Genomic DNA, 16,179 nt, shown 5'->3' on the forward strand with positions numbered 1-16,179 from the left:
GTCCCACGTCAAGGCCTGCCGCACCGCATCCTAAAGGGAGTTCCCGCCAGCATTCCTCCGCGCGGGAGGCCGCTATAGGGTGGCTGGATGGTTTTCAATCTCCGATCACTGCAGGACGCGGTCAGGACGGGCCTGCGAACACTCCACAAGGTGCGAAGCGCTGCAGGGGCAGCCGGCCGCCGCACCCCGGGCCGGCCTGGACCGGCTTCCGGCGACGGGCAGGTCCAGGGCAGGTCAAACGCCGCTGCTGGCTACCCCGGGGACTTCCACGGGAAATTCACTATCCGGTATGCGGCCAGGCCGGATGGTGAACCGGATCCCGGGGAAGTGGTGTGGGCGTGGGTGCCGTACGAGGAAGACCACAGCCGCGGGAAGGACCGTCCTGTGCTGCTGGTGGGCCGCAACGGCCGCTACCTGCTCGGACTGATGCTGACCAGCAGGGACCGTGTTCCCGATTCTGCGGCATCAGCGGATTACGTGGACATCGGAGTTGGCGGCTGGGACCGGCAGGGCCGGCCCAGCGAGGCCCGGCTGGACCGCGTCCTCCAGCTCCGCCCGGACGGCATCCGGCGGGAGGGTGCCGTGCTGGACCGTAACCGGTTCGATCGGGTGGCCTCCTCCCTGCGCCGGCGACACGGCTGGGCCTAAGCCCTGGAATGGCAAGAGCTGCCGCTGACCTGCTACTCTTTATAGCTGTGTGTCCGTGCAGGTCGACGGCCACTGATGGTTGGCCGCCATAGGTATCCCCACGCCGCTCAGTCAATGGCCAGCTTGAAAGCCCTCTAGACCATTTCCGCATTAAAAAGAGAGTTCACACGTGGCGAATATCAAGTCCCAGAAGAAGCGCATCCTCACCAACGAGAAGGCACGCCTGCGCAACAACGCAGTCAAGTCCGAGCTGAAGACGGCCATCCGCGCCGTCAACACCGCCGTTGAGTCCACGGACAAGGATGCAGCTGCTGCTGCCCTGGTAGCTGCCAGCCGCAAGCTGGACAAGGCTGTCAGCAAGGGTGTTCTGCACAAGAACAACGCAGCAAACCGCAAGTCGGCGATCTCCAAGAAGGTCAACGCACTGTAAGGTTTCCAGTTCGCTTGAACTGATGGTTGTGGCCGGCACCCTCGGGTGCCGGCCACACATCTTTAAGCGCAGCCCCCGCCCCTAAATCCTGGGCTGGTGCGCGGATCAGAGCCTTACAGGTGCGCGCAAGCCTGAGGACCTTCGCGGACAGGCGCCCGAGCAGGGGATCCCGCAGGCCTGCTGAAAGGTCAGCGGCCCTGGACGGACATGGCGATGACCGTGACCGCGTGCTCCACCGCGTAGACGGGGTCGCGGGAGAGGCCTTTGACCTGCGCGTCGGCTTCGGCGGTGGCCTGGATGGACCGGACAAGCCCCTCCGGCGTCCATCGCCTGACATCCCGTTGCGCCTGCTCAACCAGCCAGGGCTGCATGCCAAGCTCCGCGGCTATCTGGGCGGAGGATCCGGATGCGCCGGCAACCCTCGCAACCGTTCGAAGCTTTGCGGCCAGCGCTGCCACCAGCGGTACGGGATCCGCTCCCGTGGCGAGGGCATGGCGGAGCGTGGACAGGGCCAAGGGAGCATTGCCCGCCATGGCAGCATCAGCCACCTTGAAAGCTGTCGCCTCGATACGGCCGCCGTAGTAGCGGTCCACAACCTCCGAGGTGACGGTGGTTCCTGCATCCGCGATGAGCTGGCTGCACGCGGCGGCAAGTTCAGAAAGGTTGGCTCCCACCGCGTTGACCAGCGCCTGGACGGCGTCCTGCTCAATACGGCGGCCGCCGGCCTTGAATTCGGCCGCCACAAAGGCCACCTTGTCTGCGTCCTTCTTGAGGGGCTGGCAGTCCACCACGGGCCAGCCGCCCTTCTTTACGGCGTCCAGGAGCTTCTTCCCCCTGACTCCCCCGCCGTGCCGGAGAACCAGGACGGCATCGGGTTCCGTGTGTTCCACGTACCGGAGCGCATCGGCGAGGAAAGCGTCGTTCATGGCCTCGACGGCCTCCACCTCAATGAGCTTGCTCTCCCCGAAGAGCGAGGGGCTCACCTGCATCAGCAGGGTGCCCGGCTCATAGGCAGCCGCGTTGATGCGGCTGACCTCAACGTCCGGGGCTGCAGCCCGCACCTGCGCGCGGACGCGGTCCATGGCCCTGATGCCCAGGTACTCTTCCGGACCGCTGACCAGCACCACCGCTGCGGGTGTTACGTCCCGCCAGGTGGCAGCGTTTGATGCCGGGGAACGGGTTGCTCGCTTCTGCGCAGCGGCCATCGTGGGTTCCTTCCGGAAAGATTTGTGGAGTATCCCAGCCTGCCACGTCCCGCTCCCCGCTCCAAGCCGGGAGCGGGCCTCCGCGCCGGCTTCCGCTTCGATCGGGGCCCCTGCCGAAAGCCGTGGCGGTGGAGCGTCAGGACTGACCACGTCTCCATGACTTCGATAAGCGAAACGAGACGCCGGTGGCAGGACAGTACAAGCCGGCAGGCCTGGCGGGGCCGGGCACAAGCCCAGACGGTTCCATACGTCAGAACAGACAGGAACAGCATGGTCAGCAGCCCGTGAATGCCTTCCGGCCAGGGCAGCGATGCTCCCGGGAGCTGGGACGTGAACCTTGCCGTGGCGGCGACGCCGGCACTGAACGTTCCGGCCACCGCGATGAGGGCCGTTGCCGCCCACGGGGCAAGAACCATCAGTGGAACAGCTGCCGTCCCCAGCAGTGTCACAGGGGCCACCAGGGGTGAGGCAATGACATTGGCCAGCAGCGAGTAAGTAGAAAACTGGGGTTGCAGGAGCACGATCACGGGACCGCACAGCAGCTGCGCCGACAACGGGACGGCCACCGCCGCAGCCGCCCAGCGTGGAACGAACCCCGGCGTCCAATCGATGATGCGCCGGCCAAGGACAATGATTCCCAGGGTTGCCAGAACGGACAGGATGAATCCAAAACTGGATCCCAGTCCGGGTTCCGTCAGCAGCAGGCCGATCACCGCCAGGCACAGGAAACTGAGGCCGCGTCCGGACCGCCCACTTGCAAGCGATACGACAGCCACTGCGCCCATGAGGGCTGCCCGCAAAACGCTCGCGTCCGGCCCCACGAGGAGCACAAAGAGCCAGAGGCCGGCACCGGCCAGGGCAGCGGCGGCAAGGCGTGGCAGGCGCAGGCTCCGGCAGGCCAGCAGCAGGGCCCCAATGACCAGGCTGCAGTTGGCGCCGCTGACGGCCGTCAGGTGCGTCATGCCCACCGCCTTCATGGCAGTCTCCAGGCCCTCGTCCAGCGCTGTGGTATCTCCGGTGACCATGCCCGGCAGCAGGCCGCGGGGATCGGGGGCGAGGAAGGAGGACGCGGCCACGAACTGTTCCCGCAGTTCCTTGGCCGATCCCTCCAGGATTGGCACCCCGGTAGCCGGGCCTGGGCCTGAGGAGGCTGTGAGGATCCCCGCTTCCCGGGTTCCCTGCTCTGGTGGCCGAAGCTTTCCCGTTGCGCGGACCAGCTGCCCGGTCACCGCAGTGCCCCAGTCCCCGCCGCCCGTCACCACGAGCTGAGCCCTGGTCCGGAGCACGACGCCCCCGGTGCTGACCTCGCGGGTCCAGACCGGCACTGACCAGCGTTCCGGCGTTCCCGCCTGGCCTGGTGCTGTGAGCGCACGGGGGTTCCCGGCCACTTCGACGACGGCCACTACTGATTTCCCCGCCGCAACAGCCTCCGCCAGGGGCCCCTCGAACCGCTGGCTTGCTCCCGCGGCCGAGTGGGCAGCCGCGGCCGCTGCCAGGAAGAGTGCTGCCGCGCTGGTGGACAGGAAACTGCGCCGGGCGGGCGGGCGTTCTCTCCCGAGTGCCGTGCAGCGGAGTTTGCCAGGTGGGAAGAGATGCCTGCTCCGGCAGATCAAGAGCGTTCCCGCAGCAGCAAAAGCACAACAGAGTACCGCCAGGGCCACCGGGTGCAGCCAGAGCCCGGCGATGGAGGCTGCCCACACTGCCACCGCCGGAACGGCGAGGCGAACGTCAGTGCGGCGGCGTGGCGCCCCGCTGCCGGGGGCCGCGCCGTTCCCTACGGCCTCCGTCCCCGCTCCCTGCCAGGCTGAATCCCACATCCCGCCCCATTGCTCCTGGAGCCGGCGCCGGAAGGTGGCCGGACGTTCGAGATCCAGCCGCCGTCCTGGCTCTTTCCCGCGGCCCTCAGCCGTCCTGTTCCCGCCGTGCGGTGCGCTGCCTTCGGTGGACGCGGTGCTGCCCGCGTGTCCCGGCACGGCTGCAGGTGCCCTGACTGCAGACTCCACATACCTCTGCCAGGGGCTCGTCGGCGGCTTCTCCCTGCGGCTACCCATCAGATACCGCCCTCACCCGGGACACCTCATACCGTCACCAGCGGCAACAATGCCTCAAGCATCTTGGGACCGACGCCGTCCACTGCGTCCAGCTCCTCGACGCTCTTGAAAGCCCCATGCTCTGTGCGCCAGTCCACGATGCGTTGGGCAAGCACGGGTCCGACTTTCGGCAACGTATCCAGTTCCTCCATACTGGCCGTGTTGAGGTTGATTTTCCCTCCCGCAGCGTTTCCGGTGTTGCCGGCATCGGCCACACCGCCGCCGGGTTGCGGACCTCCGCCACCAGTACCTCCTGCAGGTAACGCCTCGCCTGCCCGCGGCACGTGGATCTTTTGGCCGTCCTCCACCATGACGGCCAGGTTCAGCCGGTCAAGGTCCGCGCCGGGGACTGCGCCTCCGGCGGCCGTGATGGCCTCGTGCACGCGGCTTCCCGCCGGCAGCCGAACCACTCCGGGGCTGGTCACCGCGCCGGCCACGTGGACCACCACCGCAGCGGCGGCTTCAGCCTTCGGGTCCCCGATGTCCGGCCCGCTGCCACCGGTCCCCTCATCTCCCGTGGCAGCAGCCTCGGCTGAGGGGCCGGCCGCAGGGGTGCCCGGGCTGACACCGCTGAGGGGGAGGATTTCCGGCTGGCTCGCTGCCGCCTGCCACCAGAACCACGCTGCGGCAGCCACGCCAAGGACACCGAGAAGAACCGCGAGGCGGGTGCCCAACCGCCAACGGAATGCCGGTCCCAGCGCAGTGGACGCCGGATCTGGATCCTGTCCGTTTTCACCGGCCGTCACCACATGGGAGGCGTCCGGTTCGTGGCCCCCGGAGCCCTTGTACTCGAAGATCTGATTCCCAACGGTCTCCAGCAACAGGCCGGACGGCGCCTCGCCGAGGGCTGCCTGCAGCCGGGTCCTGGCATGGCGCGCCGCATGGCCTGCTGTTCCAGCGTCCCGGCGTGACATAACTTCACGCTAGGGAACGCCGGGTTGAGGCAACAGGGCAAACGCCTGTTATGTGGAAAGCATCCCCGCCTCAAGAGTGCCGCATGGGATCGCCACCCGCGCTGGACGGAAAGCCATGCAGTCTGCCTAATCCTGTGCAGCTCCGGTCAACGTCCCGGATCGGGCAAATGACCGGCGGATACCCACGATCCTGACAGCGACTCCTGTCAGGACCAGGCCAATTCCGAGCGCCATCAAGATCCACACCGGTACAGAAGCGGCATCGATGTTCCGGTAGCACTCCGCCGCCAGCCCGGTGGTCCGCATCTGGATGTCGGCCTCTTCAGCAGCACTGCTTTGCGGAAGCAGCGGGCTGCCGCACAGCGGCCCCACTGTCTTCATTCCGATAACAAAACCCAGGATGTAGAAAGCGAACCCGACGGCGATTGTCAGAATCCAGCCGCGCCGCTGGCTCAGCTCCTGGTTGATGTCCACGGTCGAATTTCCCGGCGAGTCCCGAACCTCCATGTTCAGAGCCTAATGGAAGTTCCCCACGGAGACGCCGTACCGTATTTCCACAGGCCATGTGAGAGGTGTGAGAGGCATCCGTCCTGGAGGAAACGCTGGACCAGGCAGTGCAGCGCTTCACCGGAGCTCTTGCCGAGGCTGCGCCCCAGACCTCTTCAGCAAGGCGGGCGCAGCCAGCCGCCGGGCCGGTATCCGCTAAGTGGACAAACTTCCGGTTGCTGCCGGTTCCTCCCCCACAATGACAGCGAGCACCCCAAGCCCTGCGTGGGCAGCCAGTACAGCGGGGAGGGAGCTGGCCTGGGCCGGAGGGCACTGCGGCAAAGCGCGGGCCAACCGTTCGGCCAGGCCTTTGGCCTCGTCAGGGTTGCCAAAGTGGTGGACTGCGAGTCGGACGGCAGGGGCCGGACGGCCGCCGGCATCGGCGGCAACAATCTCTTCCAGGCGGGCAACAGCCTTTGCAGCCGACCGCACCTTCTCCAGCGGAACGATCTTCCCCCCGTCCACTGCCAGGATGGGCTTGATGGCCAGCATCGTTCCCAGCAGGGAGGCAGCGGGACCTATCCGTCCCCCGCGGCGCAGCTGCTCCAGGCTGGGAACGTAGAAATACACTTTGGTCCGCGCTGCCTGGTCGGCCGCGGCAGCGGCAACAGAGGCCGCGTCGCCGCCGTCGGCAGCTGCCCGGACACCCGCCTGGACCGCCATGCCCAGGGCCATCCCGACCGTCCGGGAATCCACCACCTCCACCGGGATACCGACACGGGCCGCTGCAAGCCTGGCCGCATCCGCCGTCCCCGACAGTTCACCGGAAATGTGGACAGACACCACCGCCTCGAAACCGCGTTGCTGGGCCGAGCGGTAGGCCTGCTCGAACTGGCCGGGTGACGGCCGCGAGGTCTTCACTGGCGTTCCGCTCGCCAGCGCCAGGGCAATGGTCTCGGAGATGTCGTCTTCGCCTTCACCGTAGATCTCATCCCCCACCATCACGGGCATCGGTATCACGGTCAGCCGGCCGTCACCGCTGAGTCCTGCAGTCCAGTCGGCCGGCAGCGCCGCCGCGGAGTCGGTCACCACGGCAGTGCGTACGACGGCGGCAGCCTGGGTTGCGGGGGCTTCCTGCCCGCGGCGGCGTGCCGGCAGGCGTGCACGGACCCAAGGCCAGGCGGCGTCACGGTCGGGCAAGGGGGCCTCCTGGGGTCACAGCGGGCCGCCGGAGGATACCGGCGGCCCGGTCCGGCCTAGGCCGGGACGATGTTGACCAGTTTAGGGGCGCGGACAATGATGGTGCGGATGCCGCGGCCGTCAAGGGCTCGCTGGACATTCCCGGAGGCCAGCGCCAGCTCCCGGAGCTCGTCCTCGGTCACGGAGGGGGGAACTTCCAGCCTGTCACGCACCTTGCCCTGAACCTGGACGACGGCGGTGACGGTGTCCTGCACCAGCAGGGACTTATCGTGGGCCGGCCAGCCCGCATTGGCCACCGAGGCGGGGTGCCCCAGCACGTTCCACATGTCCTCAGCCGTGTAGGGGGCGAACAGGCTCAGGATCACGGCAACCGCCTCGGCCGCCTCACGGACCGCAGGGTCCGTTCCGGCGCCGGGAGCTGAGTTGATCGTCTTGCGGGTGGCGTTGACCAGTTCCATCAGCTTGGCCACCACCACGTTGAACTTGTTGGCGTCCAGGAGTTCGGCGGCGTCGGCAATGGTCCGGTGCGTGACGGATCGCAGGGCGCGGTCGCCCGTGGTCACGTCGACGCCGGGTTCGCTTGCCACGTCCTGGGCGAGGCGCCAGGCGCGGGCCAGGAACTTTGCAGAGCCCGACGGCGAGACGTCCGCCCAGTCGACGTCGTCCTCCGGCGGGGAGGCAAAGATCATGGTCAGGCGCACGGCGTCCACGCCGTACTTGTCCAGCTGCTCACCGAGATCCACTCCATTGCCCAGCGACTTGCTCATCGCCTTGCCACCGTTGAGGACCTGGCCCTGGTTGAGCAGTGCCGTGAAGGGCTCGTTGGCCTCGATCAGGCCGAGGTCGTTGATGACCTTGGTGAAGAACCGGGCGTACAGCAGGTGCAGGATGGCATGTTCCACGCCGCCCACGTACTGGCCCACCGGCATCCAATCGTTGATCTTCTGCGGGTCGAAGGGGCCCTCGGTGTAGTGCGGCGAGACAAAGCGCAGGAAGTACCAGGACGAGTCCACAAAGGTGTCCATGGTGTCCGTGTCGCGTTTGGCCGGGCCGTGGCAGGTGGGGCACTCGACGTTGACCCAGGCCTCGGCCGCGGCCAGGGGCGAGGTGCCCTTCGGCGAGAGGTCCTCGCCGCGCAGGTCGGACGGCAGGGTGACGGGCAGCTGCTCGTCCGGGACGGGAACCTCGCCGCAGGACGGGCAGTGGATGATCGGGATGGGGGTACCCCAGAACCGCTGGCGGCTCAGCAGCCAGTCCCGCAGCCGGAAGTTGACGAACTTTTCGCCCGTGCCCTGCTGCTCCAGCATGGCGATCGCGGCCGGGATGGCTTCGGACTTGGGCAGGCCGTCGAGGTCGCCGGAGTTAATCAGGGTCCCCTCCCCTGCCGTGGCGGTGCCGGATGCGGCGGGGTCTTCCTCGCCGGTATCCAGGACTGCCCGCACGGGCAGGTCGAACTTCCGGGCGAAGTCCAGGTCGCGCTGGTCGTGGGCGGGGACGGCCATGATGGCACCGGTGCCATAATCAGCGAGGACGTAGTCCGCGGCCCACACCGGCAGCTTCTCGCCGTTCAGGGGGTTGACGGCGTACCGGCCGGTGAAGACGCCGGTCTTTTCGCGTTCGGTGGACTGGCGTTCGATTTCGGTGAGCGCCTTGACCTGTTCGCGGTATTCGTCCAGGGCTGCGGCGTGCTCGTCGGTGACGAGCTCGACGGCGAGCGGTGCGTCTGCGGCCACGACAAAGAACGTTGCGCCGTACAGGGTGTCCGGGCGGGTGGTGAAAACCGTGACCTCCTTGGCGGGCTTGCCGCCGTCGGCCTCGATCACGAAGTTGACGTGCGCGCCCTCGGACCGTCCGATCCAGTTCTTCTGCATGGCCAGCACGCGCTCCGGCCAATGCCCGCGCAGCTGTTCCATGTCATCGAGCAGCCGGTCCGCGTACTCGGTGATCTTGAAGTACCACTGGTTGAGGGACTTCTTGGTCACGGTGGTGCCGCACCGCTCGCAGGCCCCGTTGACAACCTGTTCGTTGGCCAGGACGGTCTGGTCCTTCGGGCACCAGTTGACCGGGGAGTTCTTCCGGTAGGCCAGGCCGCGCTCGTAGAACCGCTTGAACAGCCACTGCGTCCAGCGGTAGTACTCGGGGTCCGAGGTGTGCAGCCGCCGGGACCAGTCGGCAGAGATGGCGTAGCGCTTGAAGGAAGCCGCCTGGGTGTCGATATTGGCGTAGGTCCACTCGCTGGGGTGGGCATTGCGCTTGATGGCGGCGTTTTCGGCGGGCAGGCCAAAGGAGTCCCAGCCGATCGGGTGGAGGACGTCGTAGCCCTTCTGGCGCAGGTAGCGGGCTACGACGTCGCCCATGGCGAACGCTTCCGCGTGGCCCATGTGCAGGTCGCCGGACGGGTAGGGGAACATGTCCAGCACGTACCGGCGCTCGCGTGACCCGTCGTCGAGGGGCGTGAAGACCTTGAGGTCTTCCCACACCTGCGGCCATTTGGCCTCCATCGCCGCGAAGCTGTAGGTGCCCTCCTCGGGCACGTCCGCTGACACTGTTGCTGCTGTTCCGGTCTCTGTCTCCGGCTGAACGCCCACTGCTGCCCTCTTCTGTTCTGTTACGGCATCTGTGCTGCCATAACGGCCTGATCCCCCTGCTGCCACCGGGAAATGCTCCCGGACACACAAAAGCCCCTCGCCATGGAGGGGCTGCCGCACGCTATCCGTTGTTTCGGATACCGGGCGGCTGGCTAAGCAGAAGGATCGCACGCATGCAACCACTTTAGCGCACCCACAAAGTCTCCCGTCGCAAACGGGCGGCTGAAGCAGCAGCGAAGACCCTCTGTTCGTGGATAAGGGTGACTACAGCGAACGCAAGGAAGGCGGCCCCTCGCCCGGGTGTGGTGGGCACCGCGAAGCGGGCGGGGCAGGGGCCGCCTTCCTTGCGTGGTGAGACGGGGGCCGCCGCAACCACGAACTGCTGTCTAGCTGGCTACTTCACGTCCTCGTCGACCCAGTCCATGGATTTGGTGACGGCCTTCTTCCACAGCCGCAGCTGGCGGTCCTGCTCCGCCTGGTCCATCTGCGGTTCCCAGCGCTTGTCCTCGGACCAGTTGGCCGAGCACTCCCCCAGGTCCTTCCAGAAGCCGACCGCCAGGCCGGCTGCGTACGCCGCACCAAGGGCGGTGGTCTCCACAACCTTCGGCCGGATCACGGGAACGCCCAGGATGTCCGCCTGGAACTGCATCAGCGCATCATTGGCCACCATGCCGCCGTCGACCTTCAGCTCGGTGAGCGGAACGCCCGAGTCCGCGTTCACGGCGTCCAGCACCTCCCGGGTCTGGAAGGCGGTGGCTTCCAGCGCGGCGCGGGCAATGTGGTTCTTGTTCACGAACCGGGTCAGCCCAACGATCGCGCCGCGGGCATCCGAACGCCAGTATGGCGCGAAGAGGCCGGAGAAGGCGGGCACAATGTACACGCCGCCGTTGTCCTTCACCGACGCGGCGAGGGTTTCCACCTCGGGCGCGCTGCTGATCATGCCCAGGTTGTCCCGCAGCCACTGGATGAGCGAGCCGGTGACGGCGATGGAGCCTTCCAGGGCGTAGTGCGGCGCAGCATCGCCGAGCTTGTAGCCCACAGTCGTCAGCAGCCCGTTCTTGGAATGGACAATCTCCTCGCCGGTGTTGAAGATCAGGAAGCAGCCCGTGCCGTAGGTGTTCTTGGCCTCGCCGGCCTCGAAGGCAGCCTGGCCGAACGTGGCCGCCTGCTGGTCGCCGAGGATGCCGGCCACGGGGACCTCGCGCAGGAGCTGGGAGGTGTGCACGGTGCCATACACCTCCGAGGAGGACTTGATCTCCGGCATCATGGTCCGGGGAACACCGAAGATGCCGAGGATCTCGTCGTCCCATTGGAGGGTTTCCAGGTCCATGAACAGCGTGCGTGAGGCGTTGGTGACGTCGGTGACGTGGACTCCGCCGTTGACGCCGCCAGTCAGGTTCCACAGGACCCAGGAGTCGGTGTTGCCGAACACCAGGTCACCGGCTTCGGCCCTGGCGCGGGCGCCCTCCACGTTGTCGAGGATCCATTTGATCTTGGTACCTGAGAAGTAGGTGGCCAGCGGCAGCCCCACCTTTTGCTTGAAACGGTCCGGCCCGCCGTCCTTGGCGAGCTGATCCACAATGTCCTGCGTGCGGGTGTCCTGCCAGACGATGGCGTTGTAGACGGCCTCGCCTGTGGTCTTGTCCCACACCACGGCAGTTTCGCGCTGGTTGGTAATGCCGACGGCGGCAATATCGTGCCGTGTCAGGTTCGCCTTGGACAGTGCGGAGGCAATGACCTCCCGGGTGTTGTTCCAGATTTCAGCGGGGTTGTGCTCCACCCACCCGGCCTGCGGGAAAATCTGTTCGTGTTCCATCTGCCCCGAGGACACGATGCTGCCGCTGTGGTCGAAGATGATTGCCCGGCTGCTGGTGGTTCCCTGGTCAATGGCGATTACGTACTGGTTCATGATGGACGTCCTTGTCTATATGGGTGTTTAGGCAGGAGGAATTTCTTGATGGGTCAGGCTGCGGCGGTAACGATGATGGGGGCAATTTTGGCCACGATGCCGCCAAGGGCTCCGCCAACCAGCGGGCCCACTACCGGGATCCAGGAGTATCCCCAGTCGCTGGAGCCCTTGCCCTTGATGGGCAGCAGGGCGTGGGCGATGCGCGGACCGAGGTCACGGGCCGGGTTGATGGCGTAACCGGTGGGCCCGCCGAGTGACACGCCGATGCCGACGACGAGCAGTGCGACGGCCAGCGGGCCCAGGCCTGAGGGGGTTCCGCCAAGGGTGAGGATGACGAAGACCAGGACGAAGGTGCCGATGATCTCGGTAACCAGGTTCCAGGGAGTGGACCGGATGGCGGGCCCGGTGGAGAAGACGCCGAGCTTGCTGGCAACCTCGGGTTCCGCATCAAAGTGCTGCTTGTATGCGAGCCAGCAGACCACGGCGCCAAGGAAGGCGCCCAGCAGTTCGCCGCCGAAGTACGTCAGCGTGGAGGCGACATCTACTGGGACATCCGGCGCATATGGCCGCTTGCCTTCGACCAAGATGCCGAGCGTTACGGCGGGATTCAGGTGGGCACCGGATTTCGCGGCAACGAAGACGCCGGCGAACACGGCGATGCCCCATCCCCAGGTGACCATCAGGAACCCACCGCTGTTGCCTTTAGTCCCCCGTAGGGCAACGTTGGCGACGACGCCGCAACCCAGGAGGGTGAGCATCGCCGTTCCGAATACTTCGGAAAGGAAAACTATTCCAAGAGACATCTTTGACTCCTTATTTTCTGATGGAGGTCCTTCGCGGGTTGAAGGACCGTGGGCCGGGGCGGGTTGCCGCCCCGGCCGGCAGCCGGGTGCTAGGCGACCAGGCTGTGGGTTTCTACACGGTGGAACCTCTGCAGCACGTCCTGCGCGTGCTTGATCTCTGCCGCACGGACCTCGGCGTTCCAGCCAAGGGGTACCGACAGCACATCTGCCACTTCGTTGAGCAGTTCGCCCGTCACCAGGCCCCTGAAGGCCAGGGAGGTCCGGCGGATGAGGACGTCCACCAGGTGCCCCACCTGCTCGCGGGCCGCCATGAACTCAAGTTCACGGACGCTCAGTTCGCGGGTGGAGTGCAGCAGCCTGTCGGGCCCGGCGTCGAGGTACTCCATGACATCCTCGGCACGGGTCCCGTACCTGGTCAGGAGTACCGCGGTACGGTCGGCGTCACGGCCCGAAGCCATGTGCGCCTTGATCCACTTCTGCACGCCAGGCTCATCAGCGGGAAAGCCTGCGCCGCCGCCAATGGGGAGCTGTGCGGTGGAGACTTTGCGGGCCATCCCGATCTCGGCGAGCACGTCGTTGGCCAGGTGTTCGGCGAGGGCCCGAAAGGTGGTCCATTTGCCGCCCACCAGGCTCAGCACCACGGCGCCCTTTCCGTTCCCGTCCTGGACGGGTTCGCGGCGCTCGATGCGGTAGTCGCGGGAAACGAAGCCGGGCTGGGTGGCATCGTGGCGTGGCAGCGGCCGCACTCCTGAAAAGGTGTAGACGATCTGTTCACGCGTGACGGGGAGGTCCGGGAAGACGTGCCCGATCAGGTCGAAGAAGTACTCGATTTCCTCATCCGTGCAGACGGCATCCTTTGCCATGTCCGCGTCCACATCAGTGGTGCCCACCAGGACCCGGTCCCCCATGGGGTAGATCAGGACGATCCGTCCGTCCGTGTGCTCGAAGAAGATCTCCCGGCCGCGGCAGGCTTCCAGGAGCGCAGGGTTGTCCAGCACAATGTGGGAGCCCTTGGTGCCGCCCATGAATCTGGAGGCAGTTCCCATTGCTTCGTTGGTGAGGTCCACCCAGGCGCCCGTGGTGTTCACAATGACGTCGGCAGTGAAATCGAATTCCTCGCCCGTGAGTTCGTCCCGCAGCCGGACGGTGCTTCCCCTCCCCGTGCCCGGATTGGGTTTGCCGGTCATGGACTGCAGGGAAACATAGTTGCTGGCACGGGCCGTGTAGCCCTGGGCATTGCCTTCGCCCACAGCCGAGCGGCCGGCCTTCTCCCCGTCCTGGAGGACGTCCAGGGTCAGGCGCTCAGGGTTGTGCACGGACGCGTCAAAGTAAGTGGCGGTGTACTTGACGTCCGGGCGGAGTGCGGGAAGTTCCGCACGGGCCCGCTTGCCGCTGCGGAACTGGTGCCGCGGTACCGTGCCGCCGTCGCGGGAGAACGAATCGTAGAGGCTGAGGCCGAGCTTGATCAGGAAGGCGCCGCGCTCCTTCGGCTTGCCCTGCTGCTTGTGCGTCAGGAAGCGCAGGGGCGCGGACAGCACGCCGGAGAAGGTGCTGAAGATGGGAATGGTGGTCTGCAGCGGCTTCACATAGTGCGGAGCGATGCGGAGCAACCGGTTGCGCTCCACGACAGATTCCTGGACCAGGCGGAATTCGCCGTTTTCGAGGTAGCGGATGCCGCCGTGGATCATGTGGGAGGAGGCGCCGCTGGCTCCCTGGCAGTAGTCGCCGCGTTCCACGAGGGCAACGTCAACGCCCTGCAGCGCGAGGTCACGGAAAGTTCCTACGCCGTTGATGCCGCCGCCTACCACCAGCACCTTTGCATGCGGACGGCGCCGCAGATGGTGGACGGAACTGCGCTCAGCTCCCTGCTTCTCCGCAGGTGTTGCGGAAGGTCGGCCGGTTGAATCCTTGGGTCCCAAAACGACTCCCTTGGGCTTTGTGTGGCGCGGGCAACCGAGTGGGCGGGCCCGCCGTTCTCCACTATTGTTTGGACTAATGGAAAATGGAGTCAAGCACTATGCACAAACGTGCACAAGGGAGCGGTAATGGACCCGTCAAGGCACTCAGAAGCGCTGCGGGCTGCACAAATGTATTACCTGCAGGACCTGACCATGGATGCGATAGCCCGGGAACTCCGTACCTCCAGATCCACCGTGTCCCGGCTCCTGTCCTCGGCACGCGAATCGGGCCTGGTGCAGATCCAGATCCGCAATCCCCTGGATACCGGCCCGGAGCTTGAAGGCAGGATCCGGCAGCGCTACGGCGTGGATGTCCACGTGGTGCCGGTCCTGGAAACACTGAATGACGCCGAGACACTGGACAGGGTGGCCATGCAAGCAGCGCGCACCATCGGTCCCGTGGTGGACTCCAATGCGATCATCGGGGTGGCCTGGGGATCCACCCTGAGCGCCGTCAGCCGCCACCTCACCCGCAAGATCACCCACGACAGCGTCATCGTGCAGCTGAACGGCGCCGGCAACATGCACACCACCGGCATCACGTACGCCAGCGACATCATGCGGCGGTTCGGAAGCGCCTACGGGGCCCGGGTTGAACAGTTCCCCGTACCGGCCTTCTTTGACCATGCCGCCACAAAAACCGCCATGTGGAATGAGCGCAGCGTGCAACGGATCCTGGAACTCCAGGCGAAGATGAGCATTGCCATCTTCGGTGTGGGTTCCGTGGATGCGGACTACCCCAGCCACGTCTACGCCGGAGGGTACCTGGACGAGATGGACCTCAATATCCTGGCCACGTCCGACGTCGTGGGTGACGTTGCCACAGTCTTCTTCCGGGGCGACGGATCCTCCGACGGCATCATCCTGAACGAAAGGTCCACGGGCCCGGCCCTGGCAGAGCTGCGGCAGGTCCGTCGGAGGATCTGCGTGGTGTCCGGGGTTTCCAAGATCAAGGGGCTCCGCGGTGCCCTGGCCGCCGGCCTGGCCACCGACCTGATCCTGGATGAGGCCACAGCGCGGCGCCTGGTGGATTACGAGGGCCTCCCGGCGGCTAATGGGTAGAGTCGTGGCTATGAGAACCTCACCGCGGCTCAGCCTGAACAACGGCGTGCTGATCCACCAACTCGGCTTCGGGCTGTACAAGGTCCCGGCCGCGGATGCGGAAGGGCTCGTTGCCACCGCGCTCGCCGCCGGCTACCGCCACTTCGACACCGCGGCCATGTACGGCAACGAAACCGGCGTGGCCCGCGGGATCAGTTCCCAGCTGGGCGGGGATGCAGGCAGCGGAGGGTCGGGCGAACTCTTCCCGTCCCTGTCGAGACAAGACGTGTTCATCACCACCAAGGTGTGGAACGACCATCACGGCTACGACGCCACGCTGCGGGCCTTTGACGACTCCATGGTCAACCTTGGCCTCGATTACGTGGACATGTACCTCATCCACTGGCCCTGCGCCAGGCGCGGGCTGTTTCCCGATACATACCGGGCCCTGGAGACCCTGTACCGGGAAGGGAAGGTCCGGGCCATCGGGGTCAGCAACTTCCAGCCGGCCCATCTTGACCGGCTTCTCCAAACGGCAGAGGTGGTTCCCGCCGTCAACCAGATCGAGCTGCACCCGTGGCTGCAGCAGGCGGAACTGCGGACGCTGCATGACGGGCTCGGCATCAGGACGGAGGCCTGGAGCCCCCTGGGCCGCGGCCAGGTCCTCGCAGATCCCGTGGTCCGTGCCTGCGCCGCTGAACACGGCAAGACCCCGGCCCAGGTGATCCTGCGCTGGCACATGCAACTGGGCAACATTGCCATCCCCAAGGCCAGCACGGAGGCCCGGATCCGGGAAAACCTCAACATCTTCGACTTCGAGCTCTCGGACCGGGACATGGCTGCGCTTGCAGGGCTCGACCGGGGGCACCGCACCGGCTCGCACCCCGACCACGTCAACTAAGGCCAC

At 66.3% G+C, this 16,179-nt stretch carries 13 protein-coding genes; 4 read left to right on the forward strand and 9 right to left on the reverse strand.

Features of this window, described 5'->3' with window-relative positions:
* Positions 1–87: 87 nt before the first annotated feature.
* Together AC4BCK_RS10665 and rpsT are read left to right on the forward strand one after the other, a co-directional pair.
* Entirely contained in the window at positions 88–648 is a 561-nt protein-coding gene (locus AC4BCK_RS10665) for a type II toxin-antitoxin system PemK/MazF family toxin (protein WP_310110797.1), read from the forward strand.
* Positions 649–817: 169 nt separating this feature from the next.
* Positions 818–1,078, forward strand: coding sequence for a 30S ribosomal protein S20 (gene rpsT / locus AC4BCK_RS10670; RefSeq protein WP_011692086.1), 261 nt, complete (start codon positions 818–820; stop codon positions 1,076–1,078).
* Positions 1,079–1,266: 188 nt separating this feature from the next.
* Here rpsT and holA read toward each other — a convergent pair whose 3' ends face one another.
* From holA to AC4BCK_RS10715, 9 genes are all read right to left on the reverse strand, one after another.
* On the reverse strand, positions 1,267–2,283 hold the full coding sequence (gene holA / locus AC4BCK_RS10675) for a DNA polymerase III subunit delta (protein WP_174174354.1): 1,017 nt from the start codon (positions 2,281–2,283) through the stop codon (positions 1,267–1,269).
* On the reverse strand, positions 2,217–4,334 hold the full coding sequence (locus tag AC4BCK_RS10680) for a ComEC/Rec2 family competence protein (protein WP_490565910.1): 2,118 nt from the start codon (positions 4,332–4,334) through the stop codon (positions 2,217–2,219). Before AC4BCK_RS10680 ends, holA begins: the two co-directional genes overlap by 67 nt.
* A gap of 26 nt (positions 4,335–4,360) precedes the next feature.
* Positions 4,361–5,287 carry a ComEA family DNA-binding protein gene (locus AC4BCK_RS10685; protein ID WP_400512616.1) on the reverse strand — a complete coding sequence of 309 codons (927 nt, stop codon included), beginning with the start codon at positions 5,285–5,287 and terminating at the stop codon, positions 4,361–4,363.
* A 126-nt stretch (positions 5,288–5,413) separates the two neighbouring features.
* On the reverse strand, positions 5,414–5,794 hold the full coding sequence (locus tag AC4BCK_RS10690) for a hypothetical protein (RefSeq protein ID WP_174174346.1): 381 nt from the start codon (positions 5,792–5,794) through the stop codon (positions 5,414–5,416).
* A 195-nt stretch (positions 5,795–5,989) separates the two neighbouring features.
* On the reverse strand, positions 5,990–6,973 hold the full coding sequence (locus AC4BCK_RS10695; protein WP_174174344.1) for a DegV family protein: 984 nt from the start codon (positions 6,971–6,973) through the stop codon (positions 5,990–5,992).
* A 56-nt stretch (positions 6,974–7,029) separates the two neighbouring features.
* Positions 7,030–9,561: a leucine--tRNA ligase gene (leuS, locus tag AC4BCK_RS10700; protein WP_174174342.1), complete on the reverse strand. Its 2,532-nt coding sequence runs from the start codon at positions 9,559–9,561 to the stop codon at positions 7,030–7,032.
* A 394-nt stretch (positions 9,562–9,955) separates the two neighbouring features.
* Positions 9,956–11,470 (reverse strand): glycerol kinase GlpK, encoded by a 1,515-nt coding sequence (gene glpK / locus AC4BCK_RS10705; protein ID WP_174174340.1) that lies wholly within the window; start codon positions 11,468–11,470, stop codon positions 9,956–9,958.
* 53 nt (positions 11,471–11,523) lie between these two features.
* Positions 11,524–12,273: an MIP/aquaporin family protein gene (locus AC4BCK_RS10710; RefSeq protein WP_363936048.1), complete on the reverse strand. Its 750-nt coding sequence runs from the start codon at positions 12,271–12,273 to the stop codon at positions 11,524–11,526.
* An 89-nt stretch (positions 12,274–12,362) separates the two neighbouring features.
* The gene (locus AC4BCK_RS10715) at positions 12,363–14,192 is read right to left on the reverse strand and encodes a glycerol-3-phosphate dehydrogenase/oxidase (RefSeq protein WP_363936050.1); all 1,830 of its coding nucleotides are present in this window, start codon (positions 14,190–14,192) and stop codon (positions 12,363–12,365) included.
* A 126-nt stretch (positions 14,193–14,318) separates the two neighbouring features.
* On the opposite strand from AC4BCK_RS10715, the gene AC4BCK_RS10720 reads away from it, so the two are divergent.
* On the forward strand, positions 14,319–15,293 hold the full coding sequence (locus AC4BCK_RS10720; protein WP_174174334.1) for a sugar-binding transcriptional regulator: 975 nt from the start codon (positions 14,319–14,321) through the stop codon (positions 15,291–15,293).
* A 10-nt stretch (positions 15,294–15,303) separates the two neighbouring features.
* Positions 15,304–16,173 (forward strand): aldo/keto reductase, encoded by an 870-nt coding sequence (locus AC4BCK_RS10725; protein WP_174174331.1) that lies wholly within the window; start codon positions 15,304–15,306, stop codon positions 16,171–16,173.
* Positions 16,174–16,179: the final 6 nt, after the last annotated feature.

This window comes from Pseudarthrobacter sp. As-47, from assembly GCF_058215595.1.

Coding starts and splice junctions, on each gene's coding strand:
- AC4BCK_RS10665 (WP_310110797.1), top strand. CDS start 88: ATGGTTTTCAATCTCCGATCACTGCAGGACGCGGTCAGGACGGGCCTG.
- holA (WP_174174354.1), bottom strand. CDS start 2,283: ATGGCCGCTGCGCAGAAGCGAGCAACCCGTTCCCCGGCATCAAACGCT.
- AC4BCK_RS10680 (WP_490565910.1), bottom strand. CDS start 4,334: ATGGGTAGCCGCAGGGAGAAGCCGCCGACGAGCCCCTGGCAGAGGTAT.
- AC4BCK_RS10685 (WP_400512616.1), bottom strand. CDS start 5,287: ATGTCACGCCGGGACGCTGGAACAGCAGGCCATGCGGCGCGCCATGCC.
- AC4BCK_RS10690 (WP_174174346.1), bottom strand. CDS start 5,794: ATGGAGGTTCGGGACTCGCCGGGAAATTCGACCGTGGACATCAACCAG.
- glpK (WP_174174340.1), bottom strand. CDS start 11,470: ATGAACCAGTACGTAATCGCCATTGACCAGGGAACCACCAGCAGCCGG.
- AC4BCK_RS10710 (WP_363936048.1), bottom strand. CDS start 12,273: ATGTCTCTTGGAATAGTTTTCCTTTCCGAAGTATTCGGAACGGCGATG.
- AC4BCK_RS10720 (WP_174174334.1), top strand. CDS start 14,319: ATGGACCCGTCAAGGCACTCAGAAGCGCTGCGGGCTGCACAAATGTAT.
- AC4BCK_RS10725 (WP_174174331.1), top strand. CDS start 15,304: ATGAGAACCTCACCGCGGCTCAGCCTGAACAACGGCGTGCTGATCCAC.